This is a genomic window from Actinoplanes hulinensis (genome assembly GCF_019429605.1).
GTDB classification, from domain to species: domain Bacteria; phylum Actinomycetota; class Actinomycetes; order Mycobacteriales; family Micromonosporaceae; genus Actinoplanes; species Actinoplanes campanulatus.
Genome location: NZ_JAHXZI010000028.1, coordinates 25,333 through 49,411, shown reverse-complemented (window position 1 = coordinate 49,411; position 24,079 = coordinate 25,333). Strand labels below are relative to the sequence as shown.

Sequence of the window (24,079 nt, the reverse complement as noted above, 5' to 3'; positions counted from 1 at the left end):
AGACTCCACTGAGTGCGTTGCGGTATGGACCATACCGGCATCGCGGCGAATTCGCCTCCCCCTCGGATCGGTGGAACGATGAAGTTCCGGAACCGTGGCGGGGTGCCGGAACCGGTTCCGGACTGGAAGACTCCGAACCGTTCGTGTTCGGTACACCCCCTTGGGAGCGACGCCATGCCCATGCCATATCAGGACTCCACGCTCGGAGTTGCGGAGCGCGTGGAGGATCTGCTGGGCCGGATGACGCTGCCCGAGAAGATCGGCCAGATGCTCCAGCTCGACGCCCGCCAGGACCTGTCCGAGCTCGTTCTGGAGAAGCTCGCCGGATCGATCCTGCACACCTCACCGGCCAAGCTGGTCGAGGCGGCCGAACTCGTCGCGCGTACCCGCCTGCGGATCCCGCTGATCACCGCCGAGGACTGCATCCACGGCCACGGCTTCTGGCCCGGCGCCACGGTCTTCCCCACTCAGCTCGGCATGGCCGCCACCTGGGACCCGGAGCTGGTCGAGAAGGTCGGCCGGGCCACCGCCGTGGAGGCCGCCGCCACCGGCGTGCACTGGACCTTCTCACCGGTGCTCTGCATCGCCCGGGACCTGCGCTGGGGCCGGGTCGACGAGACGTTCGGCGAGGACCCGTACCTGATCGGCGAGCTGGGCGCCGCGATGATCCGCGGTTACCAGGGCGAGGGCCTCACCGACCCGACCGCGATCCTGGCCACCGCCAAGCACTTCGCCGGCTACTCAGAGACCCAGGGCGGCCGGGACGCCAGCGAGGCCGACATCAGCCGGCGCAAGCTGCGGTCCTGGTTCCTGCCGCCGTTCGAGCGGGCCGCCGCCGAGGGCTGCCGGGTCTTCATGCTCGGCTACCAGTCGATGGACGGCGTGCCGATCACCGCCAACAAGTGGCTGCTCAACGACGTGCTCAAGGGCGAGTGGGGCTTCACCGGCACGCTCGTCACCGACTGGGACAACGTCGGCCGGATGGTCTGGGAGCAGAAGGTCTGCGCCGACTACGCCGAGGCCGCGGCCCTCGCCGTCAAGGCCGGCAACGACGTCATCATGACGACCCCGGCCTTCTTCGAAGGCGCCCAGGAGGCGATCCGGCGCGGCCTTCTGGGTGAGGACGACATCGATGCGGCGGTACGGCGGATCCTGCGCCTGAAGTTCGAACTGGGCCTCTTCGAGAACCCGCGTACCCCGGATGCCGCCCGGCAGCGTGAGGTGATCGGGTGCACCGCGCACACCGAGCTCAACCTCGACGTGGCCCGGCGGTCGCTGGTGCTGCTGCGCAACGACGGCGTACTGCCCCTGCCGTCCGCGCCGTCGAAGCGCATCGCGCTGCTCGGGCCCAACGCCCACGACGTGTCCGCGCAGCTCGGCGACTGGGCCGGCGACTCCGGGCAGGTCGACTGGATGCCCGACGGCCACCCGCGGGAACTGACCACGACGGTCCTCGACGGGCTCCGCTCGCTGCTGCCCGACGGCTGGGAACTGGACTTCGACCCGGCCGTGGAGATCGAGCGGCTCGTGCCGGACCCGGAGGGCGAGACGTTCCCGGACGGGCAGCCCCGGCCGCCGATCTCGGAGGCGGTCCCCGCCTCCCCGTCGCGTCTCGCCGCCGCGGCGGCGACCGCGGCCGCCGCCGACTACGCGATCGTCGTCGTCGGTGACACCGTCAACCTCAACGGGGAGCACAAGTCCACCGCCACGCTGGAACTCCAGGGCGGGCAGATCGCGCTGCTCGACGCGGTCGCGGCCACCGGCACCCCGATGATCGTCGTGCTGATCGACGGCAAGCCGCTCGCCCTGCCGCCGTCGGCTCTCCGGGCGGCCGCCGTCGTGCAGGCGTTCAACCCCGGCATGCGGGGCGGGCAGGCCATCGCCGAGCTGCTGCTCGGGCTGATCGAGCCGAGCGGGCGGATGCCGATCTCGGCGGCCCGGCACGCCGGCCAGCAGCCGATCTACTACAACCAGCTGCGCGGCCAGCACGGCACCCGGTACGCCGACCTCACCCAGGACCCGCTGTTCGCCTTCGGGGAGGGGCTCAGCTACACCACCGTGGTCTACGACGGGCTCAGCATCGAGGAGCCGGACGTCGCGGCGGACGGGACGGTGCGGGCCACCGTACGGCTCACCAACACCGGGACGCGGCCGGCGCTGGAGACCGTCCAGGTGTACGTCAGCGACCTCGTCACCAGCGTCACCTGGGCCGGCCGGGAGCTGAAGGCGTACCGGCAGGTGACCGTCGAGCCCGGGGAGAGCGTCACCGTCACCCTGGAGGTGCCGGCCGCGGACTGCACGCTCGTGTCGGCGGACGGCGTGCGGATCGTCGAGGCCGGCGACTTCGAGCTGCTCGTCGGTCCGAACTCGCGGCCCTCGGCGTTGCAGTCCGCGAAGTTCCGCATCTCCTGAAACCCGGGGCGTCCGTCCGGAAGCGGACAGTCGGGTACGCATCGTGTACCCGGCCGACCGCTTCCGGGACACCTACCGTCAGTGACATGACGAATCCAACCGTGAAACAGAAGCACCGCGCCATGTGGGCCTCCGGCGACTACCCGGCACTGGCCGCCGACCTCGTCGCCCCACTCGGGCCGGTCCTGGTGGCCGCCGCGGGGATCGGTCCCGGACAGACCGTCCTCGACGTCGGCGCGGGCACCGGCAACGCCGCGGTCCCGGCCGCCCTCGCCGGCGCCACCGTCACCGCCAGTGATCTCACTCCGGAGCTGCTGGCGGTCGGCGAACGCAACGCCGCCACCCTCGACGCCAAACTCAACTGGGTCGAGGCCGACGCCGAGGCTCTGCCCTTCGAGACCGGCTCGTTCGACACGGTCATCTCGTGCATCGGCGTCATGTTCGCCCCGTTCCACGAGACCGCCGCCGGCGAACTGCTCCGCGTCTGCCGTCCCGGCGGCACGATCGGCCTGATCAACTGGACGCCGGAGGGCTTCATCGGGCAGATGTTCGCCACCATGAAGCCGTACGCCGCCCCGCCGCCGGCCGGCGCCCAGCCCCCACCCCGCTGGGGCGACCCGGCCCACCTGGAGTCCCTGTTCGGCGACGGCGTCTCCGGGATGACGGTGGAACGCCGCAACCTGCGGGTGACCCACTTCGGCACGCCGGAGGAGTTCCGCGACTACTTCAAGCGCGTCTACGGCCCGACCATCGCCGTCTACCGCAACATCGCCGGCGACCCGGACCGCGTCGCCGCCCTGGACGCCGACCTGGCCGCCCTGGGCACCCGATTCGACCAGGGCGGCGGCACGCTGGACTGGGAGTACCTGCTCTACACCGCCACCCGTACGGCCTGAGATCGCCGTGCCGCGGCCACCCGCCGGGTCGTGAAGCCGAGCCGGGTGTAGGTGGCCAGCGCAGCGGTGTTCCAGTAGTCGACCAGGAGCGCGACCCGCTCCCGGCCGGGCAGCAGCTCGTCGGCGACGAACGCGCAGATCGCCGCCCCGAGCCCGCGGCCCCGGGCCGACGGACGGGTCGCCACCCCGGACATGAACCCGGTCTCCGCGGTCGACCACGCCTCGGCGGCGACCGTGAGCAGGGTTCCGTCGGCGTCCCGGATGCCCGCCCACCGCCGGACCCCGGCGCCACCCGGCCGGGCGTACGACTCCGGGTAGGCCTCGTCGATCAGCGCGGTCACCTCGGCCCGGTCCTCGTCGCCGAGCCAGGCGGCCACACCCGTCGCCCGGCCGACCGGCTCGGTGGTCTCCATCCAGGCGAAGGTCGCGCTCACCTCCAGCCCGGGAAGCCGCGCGACCACCTCGGTGACCAGCTCCTCCGTCCCGAACGGCCGGAACGTCTCCCCGGTGCCCGCCAGCGCCTCCGGCAGCAGTGCCGCCACCGCGCCCGGATCGCCGTTCATCACCAGCCGGTCCCAGTGCGACAGGTCGGGACACGCCACGACGACCGCGCCCGGCCGCCGCCAGACACGGGCGCCGGGCGCGTGCAGCGCCCACCGGACCAGCGGATCCCCCTCCACGGCAATATCGATCATGGGCCCCATGCTGCCATCGACGGCATTCCGCTCCCCGCTGCCCGCACCCCGCGGCAGGCATTGGTTGACCGTATTTGCCATCCTCGGTCGCGTGCCGAAGCGTTCCCTGTTCCGCAGCTGGTTCCCGTCCGACGGCGAGCGGCGTCCGCCGTCGCTCCGCGCTCTTCTCCAGGGCCGGCGGCTGCGCCGCCTGCTGGTGGCGGGCGCGCTGAGCGCGATACTCGCGGTCGCCGTCGCCGTCGGATGCACCACATGGGTACGCTCCGCGGCCGACGGTCACCTCTACGACGCCGCATCGGTCCCCGCCGCACCCGTCGCGCTGGTCCTCGGCGCCCAGGTCGACAACGGCCAGCCGTCGGCGTTCCTGGCCGCCCGCCTGGAGATCGCCCGGCAGCTCCTGGAAGCCGGCAAGATCAAGGCGATCCTGGTCTCCGGCGACCACGGCGAGTGGGCCTACGACGAACCGGGCGCCATGCAGGCGTGGCTGGTCGCCCGCGGTGTCCCCGCCGACCGGGTGGTGCTCGACCACGCCGGCTTCGACACCTACGACTCGTGCGTCCGGGCCCGCAAGATCTTCGGCGTCCAGCAGGCGATCGTCGTCACCCAGAACTTCCATCTCCCCCGGGCCGTGGCCCTCTGCCGCGAGCAGGGCATCGACGCCACCGGCGTGGGCGACGACACGGCCCGCGCCTACAAGGACCTGTGGCTGCGGGGCGAGGTCCGCGAGTACGGCGCCGCGGTCAAGGCCGCCGCCGACGTCCTCACCGCCCGCGACCCGGTCTTCCTCGGCCCGCACGAGACCGGCGTGGAAACCGCCGTCCGCAACGGCTGACCCACCCGTCGGCGCCTCCCACCACCGTCCGGCCGCACCGCCGAGGCGGCCGCCAACGGAGGTCAACGGCACCACCAAGGCTGCCGCCAGGGCAGCCGCACCGCCGAGGCGGCCGTCAGCGGAGGTCGGCGGCCAGGCTGACGCGTAGGTAGGCGTCGACCCAGGCCCGGGTGGCCTCGGCACCCGGGTCGGGGCCGAGACGGGCCACCATCTCGTCGAGGGACGCCGCCACCCGGTGCAGCCCGACCCGGGCGAGCGCGGCCCGCGCCCACCGCAGACGATCGGTATGGGCGCCGGGCAGGTGGGCGAGCCCGCTGTGCGCCACTTCGGCGAGCACGTCGCGGGCCGCCGCCACCGCCTCGGCCAGCGGATCGCCCGGGTCGGCGGACCCGGCGGGCCCGGCGGCGCTCCCGAGACCCTGACCGGTGGGTGGCACGGCCAGGTCGGGGACGACCGGCGGACCGTCGGCGGCGATGGCGTACGGATCGATGACCACCCGCCCGCCGATGCGGTGCACACTCCCGGCCACGAATCGCGGCCGGCCCCGGCGCCCGTCGAGTGCCGCCGCGACCGCGTCGAGACGGCCGGGAGCGACCGCCGCGTGGGTGGCCTCGACCGTCGCCGTGACGCCGGAGCCGTCCCGGATCTCGACAGTGAGCCGCTGGGCCCCCGGCGCGTACCAGCTCTCGCCCACCTCGGCGACCGCCAGCACCCGGACCAGTTCGGCGCGGACCCGGGCGCGGACCGGGCGTGGTGGCATGGCGTCCAGTTCGGCGGCGAGTTTCGCGTAGTCGTACGCGAGCAGCCCCGGTGGCAGCCCTTCCCAGGCGCCGTTGGACACCGTGACCGTGGACTTGGCGATCCGGCCGGCGCCGAGCCGCACCGTACGACTGGCGCTACGGATCGCGGACTCGGTGACCAGCGTCCCGGAGGCGATCGCGTCGACGGTGGCTCCGGCGATCCGCCGCCGGCCGAGGGCGGGACCGTCCTCGTCCGTCTCCCACTGCCGGTGCGACACCAGGACGACACCGCTGGCCGCCTGCCCGTGGAAGATCTCCACCCGCCGCTGGCCGTCGACAGCGGCGACCCGGGCGCCGAGGCCGTCCAGCCGGACCCGGCGCAGTGGTGTCTCGGCCGCCTCCTCGGAACCGAGCACCCGGGCCCGGTACCCGGCGCCGCTGTCGGCGCTGACCGCGCGATGCCGGGCGAAGAGTTCCGCGATCAGGTCGGCGAGCCGCTCGGGCGTGTACCGGGCGCTGCGGTCCCGGTACGCGGTGAGCTGGTCGGCGAGTTCGGCGGTGGCGTCGAGGGGCCACCGCAGCCCGGCCCGGTCGAGGGTGGCCAGGTGCCCGGCGGCGGCCGCGACGAGGCCCGGACCGGCGTGCACTGCCCCGGCCCGCAGCACCTCGGCGGCGAACTCGACCACCGCCTCGAGCCCGGAGCCGGTGACGGCGGCGCCCGGCGCCCCGCCGACGTCGACGGAGCACTCGTCGATGTCGGGACACTGCTCGTCGGCCGCCCGGAAGGCCCAGACGGCCAGGGCGATGACGTCGTCGCGGACGCCGGCGCGGGCGTCGGTGTGCACATAGCCCAGGTCGCCGGGCACCAGGAACCGCACGGTCGCGGCGGGCAGCTCGGCCACCGGGACGGCGCCGCGCCGGATCCGGGCCGTGTACCCGCCCCGGTGGGTGCGGCGGGCGGTCTCGACCAGCCGGCTCCCGATCCGGGTGACCAGGTCCTCGTCGGTGAACCCACCCGGCGACCAGGCTGTCACCTCGGCGGGCGGCTCGTCCGGGGACGGCGCGGTCTCCGGCAGCGCGGCCTGGTAGGCGAAGATCAGCCCGAGCAGATGCCGGCAGGCCCCGGTCGCCCCGCACGTGCAGCGGCCCTGTTCCAGGCCGCCCTCCGGGAGTTCGGCGCGGACCCCGTCGGCGAACTCGGCGACGACCGTGACACCGCCCCCGGCCGACAGCGCGGGTGGTTCCCGTTCGGCCTCGCGGGCGGCCCGTTTCACCAGGCCGCGGTTGGCGAGGGCGGCCAGCGCGTCGGCGTCGAGCGCCCGCAGGTCGGCCCGCACCGGCAGGCTCACCGATCCGCTCGCAAGCTCGCTCATTGCGCCACCTCCGCTGCGCTCCGGCGTCGCAATGAGTTCAAAACTGAGCACAATGATTCGCTCGCAAGCTCACTCATTGCGCCACCTCCGCTGCGCTCCGGCGTCGCAACGAGTTCAAAACTGAGCTGGATGATTCGCTCGCAAGCTCGCTCATCGGCCCACCCGCTCGGCGACGAAGGCGGCCAGTTCGCCCGGTGTCATGGCGCCCACCCAGGCGCCGACGTTGGCAAGCTTCTGCGCGCACACCCGGTCGTACGCCGGATCCGCCTGTTCGTCCAGGGCCGCCAGCCCGAGCACGATGGTCCCCTGTTCGACAAGTCCCCGTACGCCGCGCACCAGGTCGGCCTCCGATCCGCCCTCGAAGAAGTCACTGATCACCGCGACGATCGTCCGGCGTGGCTGCTCGACCAGCTGGGCCGCGTACCGGACCGCGCGGGCGATGTCGGTGCCGCCGCCGAGCTGCGACTTCATCAGCAGCTCGACCGGGTCGCTGACGTCCGACGTCAGATCCACCACATTGGTGTCGAAGGCGATCAGATGGGTACGCACGCCGGGCAGCCCCCACAGGCAGGCCGCCGTGACCGCCGAGTGGATCACCGAGGACAGCATCGACCCGGACTGGTCGACCAGCAGGATCACCTGCCACTGGGAGAGCTGCCGCCGGGTGCGCGACATGAAGTACGGCGTCTCGACATACACCCGCTGCTCCTCCGGCCGGTAGTTGCCGAGGTTGGCGCGGATGGTGCGCCGCGCGTCGAAATCGCGGGCCTGCTTGAACCGGCTGGACCGCCGGGACCGGGCGCCGGAGAAGCTCTGCCGCACCTCGGTGGCGAGCCGTTCCATCAGCTCCCGGACGACGGCCTCGACGATGCGCCGGGCCAGCCGTAACACCTCCGGGTTCATCAGATGCTTGGTCCGCAGGACGGCCCGCAGCAGGGACGGGTTGGGTTCGATGCGCTGGAGCACGTCGGGGTCGGTGACGATGTCGTCGATCTCGTACCGTTCCACGGCGTCGCGCTGCAACCGCTCGACCGTCTCCTTCGGGAAGAGCCGGGTGATGTCGTCCAGCCAGTCGACGGTGGTGAGCTGGGACGGTCCGGTGCCGCCCTGACGGCGGATGTCGCGCTGGTCGAGCTGCTCGTCGCGCCCGTACAGCCAGTCGAGGGCCGCGTCCTGGGCGGCCGCGTCGCCGGAGAGGCCGCCCAGACAGCTCCCGGCCGGCTCGCCGAGGATGAGCCGCCAGCGTTCCAGTCCGATGTCGGTCATCGGGTCTCCCCCGCACTGATCAGCCCGGCCTGGGCCAGGCGCCGCTCGACGTTCTCGTCCAGGGCGAGCCCGGCCGCCACGATCTCGGCCGGCACGGTGGTGCGCAGCAGGTCCCGGGCGTAGCCGTCGACGCCACGGTGGGCCATCAGCCGTTCGCCGATGGTCTCCCGCTCGCGGGGCGGGAAGTACTCGAAGGCCTGCCGCAGCGCCGGGAGCGCCACCAGGAAGTCCTCCGCGCCGAAGCCGGTGACGAGTTCGTCGAGCAGGCCGAGGATGCCGCCGGGGGCGAGCACCGGCTCGCGGGCCACACCGAACAGCCCGGCCAGCCAGTCGCCGGCGGTCCCGGCCGCGAACGCGCCGCGGACCGCCTGCGCCGGATCCTCCAGGAACGACTCGGCGAGGACGTGACCGAGCCCGTAGAAGGCGCCACGCAGGTCGGGTGGCGCGGCCCGGTCGGCGGCCACCCGCGCGGCGACCTCCACGGCGGCGACCCGGTCGACGCCCACCGCCGCGGCGTGCAGCACCGCGTCCCGGACCGCCGCGACCGCCGCGATCCGCCCGCGGTCGGCCGGGGCGCCGGCGGCGTGCCAGCCCTCGGCCAGCCACAGGATGCGGCGGGTCGCGGCCGCCACGACCACGGCGAGCGCCTCGCTGCCGGCGGTGCCGAGGAGCCGGTCGTGCCGCCACAGCGCCAGCGTCACGGCGAGAACCCGGCCCAGGACGGGCAGGTCGCTGCCGGCCGAGACGCCCTGGCGCAGCCGCTCGGGCACGTCCTCGCCGAGGTCGGTGACACCGCAGAGGGCCGCGTCGAAGAGGGTGCCGGCCAGCGCGCCCAGATCACCGGCGGCCTGGTCGATGCTCTCCGCGATCCGGGCGGCGGCCGCGGTCTCCAGGGTCGGGCCGTACCCGCCGGCCTCGATGAGGGCGGTCAGCCGCTGCTCGTGGTTCTGCACCGTCCAGCGTTCGGCGAGGACCGGGTCGATGCCGGTGGCCGGGCCGGTGATCCGCCGGAAGCCGGGCACCGCGAGCACCCGGAGCCGGTGCAGCACCCGGCTGATCTCGCGCCCGCGCGGGTCGAGCAGGTCGGCGCCGTGCTCGCCGGCCCGGTCGAGGCCGTGCCGCTCCAGTTCGGCGGTGGCGGCGTGCACGAGCGGCGGCAGGGGTGTGTCCGGGTGCAGGCGACCGTGCCGGTCGCCGCTGAGGGCGGCGGTCATCTCGATCACGGCCGGGTGCTGCCCGGCCGTGACGGTGCCCCGCACGGCCCACGGCAACGGCACGTCGAGGGCTTCGCTGACCAGTGCGGCGGCGAGGCCGTCGAGCACGTCCACCCGGGCCGGGCAGGAGTGGCCGCGCAGCCGGGCGAGCGCCTCGGCCCCGGCCCGCGCGGCGATCAGGTCGGCCGTGGAGACCGCCTGGCCGCGTTTGCGGAGCCGCTCGGCGACGGCGGTCACCAGATGGCGGGCGGCCTGTTCCGGGCCGCTCTCCCAGAGCTGCTGGTAGTACTCCGGCGACGGCATGCCGGACTGGTAGCCGCCGAACGCGTCGAGCCGCCGGAACGAGTAGGGCACCAGGTAGCTGCGCGCGGTGGCCCCGTCCGGCGGTTGCGGGATCTCCGGCCAGCCGGGGCCGGCGTCGGCAGGGGCGGCGGCGAGGCGCAGCAGCGCGGGCCGGTGGAACCCACCCACCACCGCGACGACCGGCCGCCCGGCGGCGTCGGCGACCGCCGCCCGGATCCACCCGGCCATATACGCCTCCCGGGCGGTGTCCGAGGTCCCCGCCTCGGCATCGCCCCGGATCACGTCGAAGTAGGCGGTCAGCCGCTCCGCGAGCCCCTCGTCGGGCCCCATCTCGACCACGTGATCCCACAGCGCGTCGCTGTTGTCCACCCCGAAGGACTCGCACAGCCGCCCGACCGCCTCGGCGTACCGCAGCTCGGCGTCGGCGTACCGGTTGTCGCGGTCGGCGAACGCCTCGTGCCAGGCCGGCAGGTCGATGAACCGGGTCTCGGCCCCGCACTCGCGGGCGGCCCGCAGCGCCTCCCACTCCGGCGAGTACTCGCAGAAGGGCGCCCACGACCCGTGCCGGCGCCGCTCGTCGGCATAACTGGTGAAGATCGCGACCGGCAGCTCGTGGCCGAGCAGCAGCTCACCGATCCGCTGGTTCATGTCGGCCGGCCCCTCGATCAGCACGTGGGCCGGCCGCAGTGCGGCGATGGTGGCGCCGACCAGGCGAGCGCAGGCGGGGCTGTGGTGCCGGACCCCGATGACGGTGAGGCTCATCCGCCGGGCAGTTCCCGCCGGGCGTCACGCAGCTCCCGCCACTGCGCGCCGTCCCGCCAGCCGGTGTGCTGTTCCAGGTAGCGGCGCAGTTTGGCGAGGTCCTCCGGGTTGTCCTTGGCGGCCGTGCCGGCGAGGCAGGAGGCCAGATCGGCGGCGCTGCCGGCGGTGCCGCGCAGGAACCAGCCGCGCAGCCCGACGGCGTGCGCCACCGCGACCGCCTCGGCGGTGCTCATCACGCCGGACAGCCGGTCCATCTCGTCGCCCCGCGCGGTCCGCCCGGTACGCAACTCGCGGAACGCCGTGACCAGCACCTCCAGCACGTCCCGGCGGGGTGCGACGGTCACCCCGGAGCGCCGCAGCAGCGCGCCCGCCTCGGCTTCGACGAGCGCCAGCTCGGTGTCGAAGTCGGCGATCGGGAAGACCGTCTCGAAGTTGAACCGCCGCTTCAGCGCCGAGCTCATGTCGTTGACCCCACGGTCGCGGGTGTTGGCCGTGGCGATGATGTTGAAGCCCTCCTTGGCGAACACCATGCCGGCCCCGCCGGGCAGCTCCGGCACCGCGAGGACCCGGTCGGAGAGCGGCGAGAGCAGGCAGTCCTGCACTTCGAGCGGGCACCGGGTGATCTCCTCGAACCGGACGGTCCGGCCCTCGGCCATCCCCCGCAGCAGCGGCGCCGGCACCAGCGACCGCTCGCTGGGCCCCTCGGAGACGAGCAGCGCGTAGTTCCACGAGTACTTGATCTGGTCCTCGGTGGTGGCCGCACCGCCCTGGACGGTGAGCGTCGAGTCTCCGCTCACCGCGGCCGCCAACAGCTCGGACAGCAGCGATTTCGCGGTGCCCGGCTCGCCGACCAGCAGCAGCCCCCGGTTGGTGGCGAGGCTGACCAGCGCCCGGTCGATCAGCGACGGGTCGCCGACGAACTTGCGGGTGACGCCCAGCGCGTCGTCACCGACGACGAAGGCGCGGGCGGCGCGCAGGCTGAGCGCCCAGCCGGGCGGCGTGGGCGCGTCGTCGGCGGCGCGCAGGCGGGCCAGCTCGTCCGCATACCGAACCTCGGCGGGCGGGCGCTGCATGGCGTCGGCGGGGATGGTGACGGACAGGGTCAAGAGAGCACCTCGGTCAGGTCGCGCAGCGCCTCGGCCGCGGTGATGGGGTCGAGTTCGGAAAGCCGGTCGTCCTGGTCGCCGCGGCGCCAGTGGTAGCCGGACGCCGGGGCCAGGAAGACGGCGGTGACGGTCTGGTCGCCGAGGACGTCGACGGCCCCGACCGCGATGCCGGGGGAGATCGCCAGCACCAGATGCCGGTTGTCGGGCACGTCCCGCTGGAACCAGCCCTGCACCCCGCCGTCCTGTGGGGCGCCGCGCCGCCAGCCGCGGCGCTCCAGCCCGAGCAGCCGGGTGCTGGGCACGGTCACACCGGTGAGGGCCGCGGCCCGCTCGGAGGTGAGCGGCTCGGTCCCCCGGGCCAGTTGGGGGAACGGCTGGGTGATCTCGTAGTCGGCGAACACCCCGGCCCAGGCGGCCAGATCTGCGCCGAGGTGGACGGGGTGGGCGATGCCGATCCGCTCGTCGTCGCCGAGGGTCACCGTCTCGTCGGTGACGTCGGCGAGGCTGCGGTCCTCGGCCAGGCGCACCCCGCCGGCCGGGGCGCCGGTGGCGTCGAACCGCATCCAGACCAGGCGGCGGACCAGGTGCCGGAGCAGCGGATGGCCGGCGAAGAACTGCCGGAAGTCCTCGCCGGTCCACCGGCGCTGGGCGGTCATCGCCGCTTCCAGCCGGCGGACCTGGTCGGCGGCGATCGCCCGGACGTCCTTCTTCAGTGCGGTGAACCGCTCATACGCCTCCGCCGCCGGCACCGCGTCGTCCTGGGCGCCCGGTTTGGGCAGGGCCTTGAGGCGGCGGCCGGTCGCGTCCGTGACGAACGGCATCAGCTGCTCGTCGAAGCCGACCGTGAAGGAGCGCCGCCCGTAGTCGAGGACCATGCCGCCGTCGGCGTCCAGCCCGAGGTCGGGCACGAGCCGGTCGGCCAGTTCGTCGGCGGTGAGCCCGAGTTCCGCCGCCAGTTCGGCGATCTTCTCCTCGGCCCGTTCCTTGAGCCCGCGGAACTTGACCTTCCGTGCGATGCCGTTGAGATACATGAGGGCGACGTCGGTGCCGATGGCGGCGAGCACGTCGAGGCCGGTGACGGCACGGGCGTGCCCGCCCTCGCCGGGCCAGGCCCGGATGACCGGGGACAGCCGCCGGACCGTCTCGTCGTCGCCGAGCAGGCCGAGCGCGTCGAGCGCCCAGTTCTGTTTCGCCGGGTGCCCGGCCGCGCGCCAGGCCTCGAACAGCGCCCACCCGAACCCGGCCAGGTCGGCCGGCTCGCACTCGGTCACCACCACGCCGACGCCGGGGTAGACGCCGTCGAGCCGGGAGAGGGCGAGCATGGTGATCAGGTTGCGGACGGCGCCTAGGGGCAGCTCGCCGCGGTCACCGGTGAGCCGGACCGGCGGCAGCGTCGCCGGGTTCGCCCAGTCCGGCAGCACCGGCATGGTCTTCGGCAGGACGGTCAGCGGGTCGACGGCGAGGATCTCCTCCACCGAGGCGACCGCCTCGGGGCCGTGCCGCCCGGCGGCGGCGAGCACCTCGTCGCGCGGCAGCAGGCGCAGCGCGGCCTCGGCGTCGGTGCGCGCCGTGCCGGGCCGGCCGACCGCGACCGGGACGAGGGCGCGTGCCGCGAAGGCGCTGTGCCGGGCGAACCAGGCGGCGGCCACCCGCCGGACCGGCCGGGACCGCGCGTGCCAGCCCGCCATCAGCGCCGCCACCTCGGGGTCGGTGACCGGGGCCAGCACCGGCGCGCCGGCCAACGGCAGCCGCCGGGCGATGTCGGCGAGCGCCGGGACGGCTGCCGCCTCGAACCGGGCCAGCAGCTCGGGCCCCCAGTCCTCCAGGTCGTACGAATACTCCGGCCGCCAGGCGGACACCCGGGAACGGGTCAGCTCGTCGGGGCCCTGGAGGAAGAAGAAGATCGTGTCCCAGGCGGGCGGGTCGCCGTTGTCGAGCCGCTCGGCGATGGCGGCCCAGCTGTGTGAGCCGCCGTGGCGGGCGGCCCAGGAGCCGTCCGCCCAGCTCTCACGCTCGCCCTCGGCCCAGACCACCCGGGACGGTTCGTCGCTGCTCAGACCGGCGGCGATGATCGGTGTCCGCGCCACCGGTTTCGACCAGGGCGGGTCGAGCAGGATGTGCGGCACGTCCGCGGCGGCGGCCTTGACCGTGCCGGCGGCGGTAAGCACGGCCTCCGCCTCGTCCAGGCGGGCGGCGGCCTCGGCGGCGAGCAGCGGCCGGACCTCGGCGGCGAGGCCCCGGTTGCCGGCCAGGTGGTCGGCGAGCAGCCGGACGCCGTCCGGTGTCGCGGCCATCAGGCGCAGCGCGCGGGCCGGGTAGCGGGCGGCCGCGTCGGCCAGTGCGGCCGGGACATACGGCTGGGCGCGCCGGTCGAGCAGGGCCTGGAACGCCCGGTCGCCACCGATCACGGCGAGCATGCCGAGCAGTCTCTGCCTGCTCTGGGCGTCGCCCTGGCGTGGCGAATCGAACCAGCCCGCCAGGGCGGGCGCGGCCGCCGGGCCGAGCGTGCCCACGAAGGTGTGGATCACCTCGCTCCAGCCGAACGCCGACCAGTGGTCGACCTGCGCGGCGAGCGGGGTGGCGATCTCCTCCCGGTCGACGACGGTGAGCAGCATCTGCTTGATCATCTCGAGGCCGGGCAACGCCATCGCCTCAGCGCGGATCTCCGCCGCCCAGCCGGACTCGTCGGGCGCCATCACCGAGATCACCGCGCGCTGGGCGAGCGACGGCCCGCGCACCGCGGCGAGCGCCTCGATCACCCGCTCGTACTCCTCCGGGCGGGCGGCCACGACGGCCCGGCGCAACCGGTACGCCAACCGCTGGGCGAGAACCGTGGTGTAACCGATCGCGTCACGGTCGGGCACACTGCGGGTGGTCGCCCCGCCGGTGGTGAACTCCCCGGGGTGGATCGCGGCCAGCTCGGCGACGGCCGCCGCGGCGAACGGGAGACCGTGCCGGGAGCGCCAGTAGCCCAGGAGGGCCGGCAGCTCCTCGTGCCGGTCCCACTGGAGCACGCTCGCGACCACCCGGGTGACGGCAGCGGCCCCGAGCGGTGGTGCGGCCGGATCGCCGGACAGGTAGGCACGCCCGGCCGCGGCGATGTCCTCCGGCGTCAGCCGGTTGGCCAAGGACGCCCGCGCCTCGCCCTCGAACGCGGTCAGCAGCGCCTCGGCGGCTGTGACATCGGTCGCTTTCACGCTCGGCGAGGCGGGTGCCGACGACCGGCGGGGCAGCACGAACCGCTTCCACCCCACCGGAACGACGAACGTCTCCACGCTCGGCATCTCGCTCACCGGCCACTCCCCAGGGTTCGGCTCCATCGATCGGCTGCACCCTAGCGACTCCCACCGACAAAAACCGGGGCGGGCGGCGCCCGGCATCGACTCCCATGGACTTCTCGACCACGGTGCACCAGAGTGTCTGGCAGGACCGGCGCGGGCCGCGCAGGCGGCCGGCCCGCGCCGGTGCTCCTCAACGGCGCTCGTCGAAGGCGCCCGTCAAAGGCAGGAGCCGGATCAGCCGAGCGAGATGTAGAGCCGGTGACCGGCCGGGACGAAGCCGACCCGCTCGTAGACCCGCCACGAGTCGTCCCCGCCCGCTTCCAGCCAGGCGATCTCCAGGCCGCGGGCGAACATCCGGCGGGCCGCCTCGGCGGTGATCGCCGCGGCCAGCCCACGCTTCCGGAAGGGCTCCCGGACGCCGATGCCGCCCACTTCGCTGAGCCGGTCCTGCGGCGGGCCGGCCTGTCCGCCGCCCGCGCACTCGCCGCCGTCGGTGAACGCCGCCAGCGCGATCCCACCGCGGTCCTGGCCGCGGCGGATCCGGGCGATGTCGGCGTCGGTGGCCCACGACTCGCCGAAGGCCTCGCCGACGGCCGCGGCCATGGCGGCCCGGTCCGGGTCCGTGCCGGGTTCCACGAGGCGCAGACCTTCCGGTACGGGACACGCCGTCAACGATTGCGGAGTGCAGATCAGGTACTGATGCCGGGCCTCGATGGTGAACCCGGCCGCGAGCAGCAGCTCCTCCAGCTTGGGGGCGCTGCTGCACACATACTCGAACCGGGGTTTGCGCCCCGCCGACCGGAACGCGCCGATCAGGGCCGTGACGTCGGCCTCGGTGATCGGCGCGCCCGGCACCGGTGACGCGTAGTTGAGGTAGGGACTGGTCGTGTCCGGGTCGAGACCGGCCACGAAGGGGCCGATCTCGAGAACCCGCGGACGGGTACGGAGGTTGGACACGACGGAGCGCTGGATGCGCAGATCCATGGTGAGGAAAGCCTTTTCAGAGTGAAGGAACACCTGCGGGAATGGGGCATGCAGGGCCGCCGCGGGCGGAGAATGCTCAGCGGCGGCCGTGGGGCCAGGCCGTGATCATTGGCTTCACTCTTTCAGGAAATCGGGATCGCACACCCTCGGCGCGATCACGGGCCGACATTGTCACGAACTCACGGCGGGCGCAAGTCACCCCCCTCAGTGGACTGCCGCGTGGCGAGCCAGGCCTCCACCTCCTCCACGAGCCAGACCTTGCCCTGGGCCAGCACGGCCACCGGTTGGGGGAAGTCCGGGCGGTTGACGAGCAGGTAGGCCTGCTGGCGGCTGAGGTCTCCGATGCGGACGCGGATCTCGTGGACGCCCATCAGGCGGAAGGTCGACGACTCCATGCCTCCCACTCTAGCGCCATGACAATCGTCATGGCGCTAGAGCGAATCGGGCTCGGTGAGGTACCGCTGGACGGTCGGACCGAGCCAGGCGACCGCTTCCTCCCGCTCCAGACCGACCATCGGGGGCAGTCGCAGCACGTACCGGCAGAGGGCGAATCCGAGCATCTGGGAGGCGACCAGACCGGCCCGGAGGGGGGCCTGACCCGCCTCCGGGGCCAGCCGGGCGGACAGCGGCCCGAGCTGCCCGGCGAAGATCGCCCGCATCCGTTCGGCGGGCCCCTCCTGGGTGACCGCGGCGCGCAGCAGCGCTAGCAACGTGTCATCCCCCTCCCAGCGCTCCAGGAAGTGCCTGACCAGCACTTCTCCGACCGAAGTCGGCTCGGCGCCGGCGAGGTCCGGCAGCCGCAGATCGAACTCGGCGGCCGCGGCGAACAACCCCTCCTTGTTGCCGTAGTAGCGCATGACCATCGATGGATCTATGCGAGCGTCGGCGGCGATGGCGCGGATGGTGGCACGCTCGAACCCGTCGGCGGCGAAACGCTCCCGCGCGGCGGCCAGGATCGCGGCGCGGGTGGCGTCGGAACGACGGGGCGTCATGCATCGCACTCTATGCCAACCACCGTTTGCCTACAACTGTTGACTACACCGGAGAGTGACACCTATGGTTTTGCCAACACCTGTTGGCAAGCGAGCGGAGGACACCATGCACACCACCGTCGCGATCATCGGCGCCGGCCCGACCGGGCTCCTTCTCGCCGGCGACCTGGCCCACGCCGGCATCCCGGTCACCGTCTTCGAACGCCGGTCCGGGACGTCCAACCTGACCCGGGCCTTCGGCGTGCACGCCCGCACCCTGGAGATGCTCGACGCCCGCGGTCTCGCCGACGACCTGATCGCCGAGGGCGCCCGGGTGCGGCGGCTGCGGCTGTTCGACGGGATCGAGCTGGACCTCTCCCGGCTGCCGTCCCGGTTCCCGTACCTGTTGATCACCCCGCAGTACCGGGTGGAGAACGCCCTGGCCGAGCGGGCACTGAAGGCCGGCGCCGAGTTCCGGCACGGCGCCCGCCTCACCGGCCTGCGGCAGGACGACGGCCTGGTCACCCTGGAGTTCGAGGACGGCGACACGGTCACCGCCGACTACGTGGTCGGCGCCGACGGCCTGCACAGCACCGTCCGGCAGAGCCTCGGCCTGCCCTTCCCCGGCAGGGCCGTGCTCACCTCGATCATGCTGGCCGACGTGCGGCTGGACACCCCGCCCGGGGACGTGCTGGCGGTCGACGCGGTCGGCGACGCCTTCGCCATGGTCGCCCCCTTCGGCGACGGGTGGTACCGGATCTTCGCCTGGAACCGCGACAACCAGGTCGACGACCGCACCCCGGTGACGCTCGACGAGATCCGCGCGGTCACCCGCCGGGTCCACGGCACCGACTTCGGCATCACCGAGACCCGGTGGATGTCCCGCTTCCACAGCGACGAGCGGCAGGCGCCCCGCTACCGGGTGGGCCGGGTGTTCCTCGCCGGCGACGCCGCCCACGTGCACTCACCGGCCGGCGGCCAGGGCATGAACACCGGCCTCCAGGACGCCGCGAACCTGTCCTGGAAACTCGCCGCCATCGCACAGGGCCGGGCCCCCGAGGGCCTGCTCGACACCTACGAGGCCGAACGCCACCCGGTGGGCCGGATGGTCCTGCGCAGCAGCGGCACGCTGATCCGGGCCGCCATGATCCGCTCCGCGGTGGGCCGCCGGACACGGAACACCCTCGGCCGGATCCTGCTCGGCCTGCCGCGGGTGGCCCGCCGCGCCGCCGGGATCATCTCCGGCGTCGGCATCTCCTACCCGGGCACACCGCGGGCCGCCGACGTCACCCTGCGCGACGGCGGGCGCCTCTACGAGGCACTGCGCGACGGCCGGCACGTGCTCCTCACCGATCAGAACCTCGAGGGGTACGAGGACCGCGTGCTCGTGGCGGCCCCCGGGTCCACCGACGGCACGGCGTGCCTGATCCGCCCGGACGGCTACGTGGCGTGGCGTGGCCCGGCCGGCGAGGCCCCCGCCGCCGTGGCTCGCCTCCTCCCCTGATCGGCCCGGTGCGGCAGCCGGATCGCGATCGGGTGGGCGTACGAGAAAAAGGAAGCGTAAGGCTGACGCCAAGATCTCCACCGGGGGTGTGCGGCGGTGGGAGCATGTGCACCATGACGGTCGACTACCGGGTGCGGCTGCGGTTCTCCGACGAATCGCAGGACGCGGCCACCCACACCAACCTCTCCGCCGTCCGTCTCGACGGGCGCGCGCTCTGGATCGCCGGGGACGAGACCGCCACGATCGAGCGGCTGATCGCCGACGATCCGGCCAAGCCCACCGAGTTCGGCGACGAGACCCGGTTCCGCCTCGCCGACTTCGTCGCCCTGCCCGGCGCGGACGCCGACGAGGAGGCCGACATCGAGGGGCTGACCCGCAGCGGCCGGTTCCTCTGGGCGGTCGGCTCGCACAGCCTGCGCCGCAAGCAGATCAAGGACCGGCACGAAGGCCCCAAGGCGCTGCGCCGGCTGGGCCGGGTGGAGGGTCAGGCCAACCGCCAGATCCTGATCCGGCTGCCGATCGTCGACGTGGACGGGGTGCCCACGCCGGTCCGGGAGATCGAGTCCGGCGGGCAACAGCACCGGGCGGCCGCGCTGTCCGGCCGCGACGATCTGCGCCGGCTGTTGCAGGACGACGAGCACATCGGCCCGTTCCTGCCCATCCCGGGCAAGGACAACGGGCTGGACATCGAGGGCATCGCGGTCCGCGACGACCGGATCTACCTGGGACTGCGCGGGCCGGTGCTGCGCGGCTGGGCGTTCGTGCTGGAGCTGCGCCCCTACGTCACGCCCGACGACCCGGGCCGGCTGCGGCTGCACCGGTTCGACGACGGGCGGCTCTACCGCAAGCACGTGCTCGACCTGGACGGTCTCGGCGTGCGCGACCTGTGCCCGGCCGGCGACGACCTGCTGATCCTGGCCGGCCCCACGATGGACCTGGACGGGCCGGTGCGCGTCTACCGGTGGCACGATGCCTGCCGGGCCGAGATCCCCACCATCGTGCGGCACGACCAGATCACCCGCGAGCTGGAGCTCACCTACGGCGAGGGCGACGACCACGCCGAGGGCCTGAGCCTGATCGGGACCGACCGGGTGCTGGTCGTCTACGACAGCCCCGCCAGGCACCGGCTCACCCCCGACGGCGCCGTGATCGCCGACGTGCTGCGCCTGCCCTGAACCCGGCGACGGTGGGCGTCCACGGTCACCCGCCGGTGGCCGCCCACGCGTGCCATGACCCCGGCGATCGCACACGCGGCGACTTCCGTGTGCGGCCACCCCACCGTCGGAGCCCGGGGTGAAGGTTCTTGTCGTACCCGGGGTCTAGCCTCGGGCGCATGTCAGCTCCCCGGCTCGAGACAGATCCCACCGGCGGCGGCTGGGAGCCGTCCCCCGACGGTCGCCTCTGGATCAGCGCCGGCCCACCGGAGCCCGGCTGGTGGCGGGTCCTGCACGAGCAGCACGAGCGCACCGGCCTGTGGCCGCTGCTGCTGGGCAGCCTCTCCGAGCGCGACCCGGACCGGCCATGGCGTGATCCGGATGACCGCCGGCCGGGGCAGATCCGTTCCGCGCCGGGCGACCACTATCCCGGGGCGCTCCTGGGGGGCTGGTGGTCATCGGTCGAGCCCGAGGAGGAGGACGGCGAGGAGGAGCTGATGGCGAGCATAGGCCCGTTCCGCGCCGGCTGGCCCGGCCTGGCCCGCCGTGGCCGGTTGCGGGCCGATCCCGGCGAGCGCGCATCCGAGATCGCCGACCTGGTCTCGGCCGAGGGCTGGCTCATCACGCCGCGGCTCGGCCTGATCAGCTCTTCCCGTGGCGCCGACTCGCTGACCGATGCGGCGTGGACCGGTCCCACCAACCACGAGAACGACACGGCCAAGATCTCGTGCGTCCTGGGGAACTGGGAGGACCGTTTCGGCGTGCGCGTCGTGGCGGCGAGTTTCGCCAGCCTCTATCTGAGTGTCGCCGCCCCACCGCTCGACGCGGATCACGCGATGGAGATCGCCGCGGAGCATCACGCCTTCTGCCCGGACAACGTCCTACAGGGTTGCGGCTCGCTGTCGGAGTACGCGGCGTCGCTGGTCGACGCCCCACTCTGGTCGTTCTGGTGGGACTGACCCGCGGAAAAGTCCGGGCCGGCGGGGAGATTCCGGGCCGGCGGGGAGATCCCCACCGGCCCGGCGTGAGCGGAGCGGTCAGGCGCCGCGGAGGGTGGCTCCGAAGCGGGAGGCGGTCACGGCCACCGCGGCGTCGCGGGCCGTGATGGTCTCCTCCGAGGTGAGCGTGCGGTCGGTGGCGCGGAAGGTCAGCTTGTAGGCCAGCGACCGCTTGTCCTCGCCCAGCTGCGACGACTCGTAGACGTCGAACAGGGCGACCGACTCCAGCAGCGGGCCCGCTCCCTCGGTGAGAGCGGCCTGGACCTCGGCGGCCGGGACGGTGCGGTCGAGGACCAGGGCCACGTCGATCAGCGCCGGCGGGAAGGTGGAGATCTTCACCGCCTCGACGACCGGGGCGTCCGGCAGGGCGTCCAGGTCGATCTCCGCGGCCGACGTGCGCTTGGGCAGGTCGAGGGCCGCGAGGACGGCCGGGTGCAGCTCACCGGCGTGACCGACGACCGCGCCGTCGACCAGGATCTCGGCGCAGCGGCCGGGGTGCCAGGGCGCCTGCTCGCCCGCCCGTACCGTGACGAGGTCGTCCGGAACGCCCGCCGCGGAGAGCGCGACGCGCGCCGCCTCGATGGCGTCCGCCCAGGTCGCGGCCCGGCCCTGACCCCACCAGCCGGCCGGCTCGATGTCGCCGGCGAGGACCACGGCCAGGTGCCACGGCTGCTCGGGGACGATCGCGTTGGCGGCCGCCCACTCCGCGTTGGTGGGACGCCGGTCCACGCCCAGCGTGGGCGGCGCGGTCGAGGTGAGGTGTGGCAGGAAGACCGTGCCGGCCTCGTAGAGCGCGACGTCCCGCCGGCCGCGGCCCAGGTTGCGCTTGAGCGTGCCGAGCAGCGGGCCGAGCAGGGTGGTCCGCAGCAGCGGCTCCTCCTCGGACAGCGGGTTGGTGAGCCGCACCGCGCTGCGCCGCGGGTCGGCCGCCGGCAGTCCGAGGGTGTCGGCCAGCCCGGGGCCGACGAACGGGTAGGACAGCACCTCGACGTAACCGTTCTCGGCGAGCGCCCGGCCCACCGACCGGCGCCGTTTCTGCGCCGGGGTGAGCCCGTTGCTGCTGCCGGCCGGCGGCAGCACGCTGGGGATCTCGTTGTAGCCGCCGAGCCGCGCCACCTCCTCTATCAGGTCGATCGGGGCCACCAGGTCGGGCCGCCACGTCGGCGGTACGACGCTGAGCACCTCGTCCCCGGTGACCTCGCAGCCGACCTTCCGCAGCAGGCCGGCGATCTGCTCCGCCGAGTACGGCAGCCCGACGATCCGGGCCGGCGCGCCGGCGGGCAGGGTCAGCGGAACCGGCGCGACCACGTGGTCGATGTCGAGGATCCGCTCGTCGACGGTCCCGCCGGCGTGCTCGGTGAGGATCTGGACGGCCCGCTCCAGGGCGACCAGCGGCAGGGCCGGGTCGACGCCCCGCTCCCACCGCTTGGCGGCCTCGCTGAAGAGCCTGTGCCGCCGCGCGGTCCGGCCCACCATGACCGGGTCCCAGTGCGCGGCCTCGAGGAGCACGTCGACCGTGCCCTCCTGCCACTCGCTGGTCTCGCCGCCCATGACGGCGGCGAGCGAGATCGGCCCGGTCTCGTCGCAGATCACCATGTCCTCGGCGTCGAGCGAGCGCGCGACGCCGTCCAGGGTGGTCAGCTTCTCCCCGGCCCGGGCGCGGCGCACGACGAGGCCGCCGTTGAGCCGGTTCAGGTCGAAGACGTGCATCGGCTGGCCGAGTTCGAGCATCAGGTAGTTGGTGATGTCGACGGGCAGCGAGATGGCCCGGATGCCGGCCGCGATGAGCCGCCGCTGCATCCAGGCCGGCGACTGCGCGGCCGGGTCGATGCCGCGGACCACGCGGGCCGCGAACCGGTCACAGCCGACGGTGTCCTCGACGGAGATCGCATGGGGCACATCGGTGGTCCCACCCGGCGCGGCAGCAAGACCCGGGTCGGTGAACGGCACGCCGAAGTACGTGGACAGCTCCCGGGCGATGCCGCGGACGCTCATCTCGTAGCCCCGGTCCGGGGTGATCTCCACCTCGATCAGCACGTCGTCCAGGCCGACCACGGCCCGCCCGTCGGCGCCCGGCTGAGCCGAGTCCGCGGGCAGCACGATGATGCCCGAGTGGTCACCGGACAGGCCCAGCTCGGCGGCGGAGCAGATCATGCCGTGCGAGTTGCGCCCGTACGTCTTCCGCGCCCCGATCTTGAAGCCGCCCGGCAGCTCGCCACCCGGGAGGATGACCACGACGAGGTCGCCCTCGGCGAAGTTGCGCGCCCCGCAGACGATCTCCTGCGGCGCGTCCCGGCCGACGTCGACCGTGCAGAACCGGATCGGCTTCTTGAAACCGGTCAGCTCCTCGATGGTCAGCACCCGGCCGACGACCAGGTCACCGAGGATCGTGCCGGCCTGGTCGACGATGGACTCGACCTCCATGCCGAGGTTGGTCAGCGCCGCGTCCAACTCCGAAGCGGTGATCCCCGCGGGCAGCTCGACGTACTCGCGCAGCCACGACAGTGACGTCTTCATCGCTTCAGGACTCCATTCCGAAGTTCGTGGTGAACCGCACGTCGCCCTCGACCATGTCGCGCATGTCGGAGACGCCGTTGCGGAACATCAGGGTCCGCTCGACACCCATGCCGAACGCGAAACCCGAGTAGACCGCCGGGTCGATGCCGCAGGCGGTGAGGACCCGCGGGTTGACCATGCCGCAGCCACCCCACTCGACCCAGCGCGGCCCGTCCCGGTGCTCGGCGAACCAGACGTCGAACTCGGCGGACGGCTCGGTGAACGGGAAGTAGTGCGGCCGCCAGCGGGTCTTCGCGTCCGGGCCGAACATCGCCTTGGCGAAGTGGTCGAGCGTGCCCCGCAGGTGGGCCATGGTGATGCCCTCGTCGATGACCAGGCCCTCGATCTGGTGGAACACCGGGCTGTGCGTGGCGTCCAGCTCGTCGGTCCGGTAGACGCGGCCGGGGCTGACCACGTAGATCGGCGGCTGCCGGTCCAGCATGGTGCGCACCTGGCCGGGCGACGTGTGGGTCCGCATGACCAGGCCGGGCAGGTCGACGAAGAACGTGTCGGAGGCGCCGCGGACCGGGTTGTCCGGGCCGATGTTGAGCGCGTCGAAGTTGGCCCACTCCAGCTCGAGCTGGGGACCGTCGACGATGTCGTAGCCCATGCCGACGAAGATGTCGCCCATGTGCTCCATGAGCGTGGTCAGCGGGTGCCGGGCGCCGCGCGGGCGGCGGGTCCACGGCAGGGTGACATCGACGCGTTCCTCGACCAGCACCCGGGCGGCGCGATCGGCTTCCAGCTCGGCCTGGCGCGCGTCGTAGGCGGCCTGCACGGCCTGCCGGGCGATGTTGACGCGCTTGCCGGCGTCGGACTTCGCGGCCGGCGGCAGCGAGCCGATCTCCCGGCGCGCGAGCGACACGGGCGAGCGGTCGCCCAGGTGGGCCGGCTTCAGAGCGTGCAGCGCGTCGAGGTCGGCGGCGGCGGCGAACGCCTTCTCGGCCTCCGCCACCGCGGCTTCGAGCGACGCGGGATCGAGCAGGGCGGCCTGCTTCGGATCGTACGGATCGTTGCGGTAGGACATGATCG

At 73.6% G+C, this 24,079-nt stretch carries 17 protein-coding genes; 6 read left to right on the top strand and 11 right to left on the bottom strand.

Annotation, left to right across the window (positions count from 1 at the left end; translation table 11 throughout):
* Nucleotides 1-174: 174 nt before the first annotated feature.
* Together KZ829_RS37800 and KZ829_RS37795 are read left to right on the top strand one after the other, a co-directional pair.
* On the top strand, nucleotides 175-2,412 hold the full coding sequence (locus tag KZ829_RS37800; RefSeq protein WP_220148634.1) for an exo-beta-d-1,3/1,6-glucosidase: 2,238 nt from the start codon (nucleotides 175-177) through the stop codon (nucleotides 2,410-2,412).
* Between the two features lie 86 nt (nucleotides 2,413-2,498).
* A complete protein-coding gene (locus KZ829_RS37795; RefSeq protein WP_220148633.1) occupies nucleotides 2,499-3,308 on the top strand; it encodes a class I SAM-dependent methyltransferase in 810 nt (269 codons plus the stop codon).
* Here KZ829_RS37795 and KZ829_RS37790 read toward each other — a convergent pair.
* The gene (locus tag KZ829_RS37790; protein WP_220148632.1) at nucleotides 3,284-4,003 is read right to left on the bottom strand and encodes a GNAT family N-acetyltransferase; all 720 of its coding nucleotides are present in this window, start codon (nucleotides 4,001-4,003) and stop codon (nucleotides 3,284-3,286) included. The genes KZ829_RS37795 and KZ829_RS37790 overlap by 25 nt on opposite strands.
* Before the next feature lie 91 nt (nucleotides 4,004-4,094).
* Between KZ829_RS37790 and KZ829_RS37785 the strand changes: the two genes are divergently transcribed.
* Nucleotides 4,095-4,835 carry a SanA/YdcF family protein gene (locus KZ829_RS37785; RefSeq protein WP_372453995.1) on the top strand — a complete coding sequence of 247 codons (741 nt, stop codon included), beginning with the start codon at nucleotides 4,095-4,097 and terminating at the stop codon, nucleotides 4,833-4,835.
* A gap of 115 nt (nucleotides 4,836-4,950) precedes the next feature.
* On the opposite strand, the gene KZ829_RS37780 is transcribed toward KZ829_RS37785, so the two are convergent.
* The 8 genes from KZ829_RS37780 to KZ829_RS37745 all read right to left on the bottom strand — a co-directional run bounded on the left by KZ829_RS37780 (nucleotide 4,951) and on the right by KZ829_RS37745 (nucleotide 16,856).
* Entirely contained in the window at nucleotides 4,951-6,948 is a 1,998-nt protein-coding gene (locus tag KZ829_RS37780) for a YehQ family protein (protein ID WP_220148630.1), read from the bottom strand.
* 150 nt (nucleotides 6,949-7,098) lie between these two features.
* Entirely contained in the window at nucleotides 7,099-8,214 is a 1,116-nt protein-coding gene (locus tag KZ829_RS37775; RefSeq protein WP_220148629.1) for a VWA domain-containing protein, read from the bottom strand.
* Nucleotides 8,211-10,493 (bottom strand): DUF5682 family protein, encoded by a 2,283-nt coding sequence (locus tag KZ829_RS37770; protein WP_220148628.1) that lies wholly within the window; start codon nucleotides 10,491-10,493, stop codon nucleotides 8,211-8,213. The genes KZ829_RS37775 and KZ829_RS37770 overlap by 4 nt, the downstream gene beginning before the upstream one ends.
* The gene (locus KZ829_RS37765) at nucleotides 10,490-11,566 is read right to left on the bottom strand and encodes an ATP-binding protein (RefSeq protein WP_220148684.1); all 1,077 of its coding nucleotides are present in this window, start codon (nucleotides 11,564-11,566) and stop codon (nucleotides 10,490-10,492) included. Before KZ829_RS37765 ends, KZ829_RS37770 begins: the two co-directional genes overlap by 4 nt.
* Nucleotides 11,567-11,595: 29 nt before the next feature.
* On the bottom strand, nucleotides 11,596-14,883 hold the full coding sequence (locus KZ829_RS37760; protein ID WP_246636949.1) for a DUF4132 domain-containing protein: 3,288 nt from the start codon (nucleotides 14,881-14,883) through the stop codon (nucleotides 11,596-11,598).
* Nucleotides 14,884-15,114: 231 nt separating this feature from the next.
* Nucleotides 15,115-15,864, bottom strand: coding sequence for a GNAT family N-acetyltransferase (locus tag KZ829_RS37755; RefSeq protein WP_220148626.1), 750 nt, complete (start codon nucleotides 15,862-15,864; stop codon nucleotides 15,115-15,117).
* Between the two features lie 179 nt (nucleotides 15,865-16,043).
* Entirely contained in the window at nucleotides 16,044-16,259 is a 216-nt protein-coding gene (locus KZ829_RS37750) for a helix-turn-helix transcriptional regulator (protein ID WP_246636944.1), read from the bottom strand.
* 36 nt (nucleotides 16,260-16,295) lie between these two features.
* Nucleotides 16,296-16,856: a TetR/AcrR family transcriptional regulator gene (locus KZ829_RS37745; RefSeq protein ID WP_220148625.1), complete on the bottom strand. Its 561-nt coding sequence runs from the start codon at nucleotides 16,854-16,856 to the stop codon at nucleotides 16,296-16,298.
* 106 nt (nucleotides 16,857-16,962) lie between these two features.
* Here KZ829_RS37745 and KZ829_RS37740 point away from each other — a divergent pair, with 106 nt between their 5' ends.
* The 3 genes from KZ829_RS37740 (at nucleotide 16,963) to KZ829_RS37730 (ending at nucleotide 20,452) form a co-directional block, all read left to right on the top strand.
* Nucleotides 16,963-18,339: an FAD-dependent monooxygenase gene (locus KZ829_RS37740; RefSeq protein WP_220148624.1), complete on the top strand. Its 1,377-nt coding sequence runs from the start codon at nucleotides 16,963-16,965 to the stop codon at nucleotides 18,337-18,339.
* Between the two features lie 113 nt (nucleotides 18,340-18,452).
* Nucleotides 18,453-19,514, top strand: coding sequence for a DUF3616 domain-containing protein (locus tag KZ829_RS37735; RefSeq protein WP_220148623.1), 1,062 nt, complete (start codon nucleotides 18,453-18,455; stop codon nucleotides 19,512-19,514).
* A 158-nt stretch (nucleotides 19,515-19,672) separates the two neighbouring features.
* Nucleotides 19,673-20,452, top strand: coding sequence for a DUF4253 domain-containing protein (locus KZ829_RS37730; protein ID WP_220148622.1), 780 nt, complete (start codon nucleotides 19,673-19,675; stop codon nucleotides 20,450-20,452).
* Nucleotides 20,453-20,530: 78 nt separating this feature from the next.
* Here the strand turns inward: KZ829_RS37730 and pheT are convergent, their stop codons facing one another.
* Entirely contained in the window at nucleotides 20,531-23,008 is a 2,478-nt protein-coding gene (pheT, locus tag KZ829_RS37725) for a phenylalanine--tRNA ligase subunit beta (RefSeq protein ID WP_220148621.1), read from the bottom strand.
* Nucleotides 23,009-23,012: 4 nt separating this feature from the next.
* Nucleotides 23,013-24,074: a phenylalanine--tRNA ligase subunit alpha gene (locus tag KZ829_RS37720; RefSeq protein ID WP_204295437.1), complete on the bottom strand. Its 1,062-nt coding sequence runs from the start codon at nucleotides 24,072-24,074 to the stop codon at nucleotides 23,013-23,015.
* Nucleotides 24,075-24,079 lie beyond the last annotated feature (5 nt).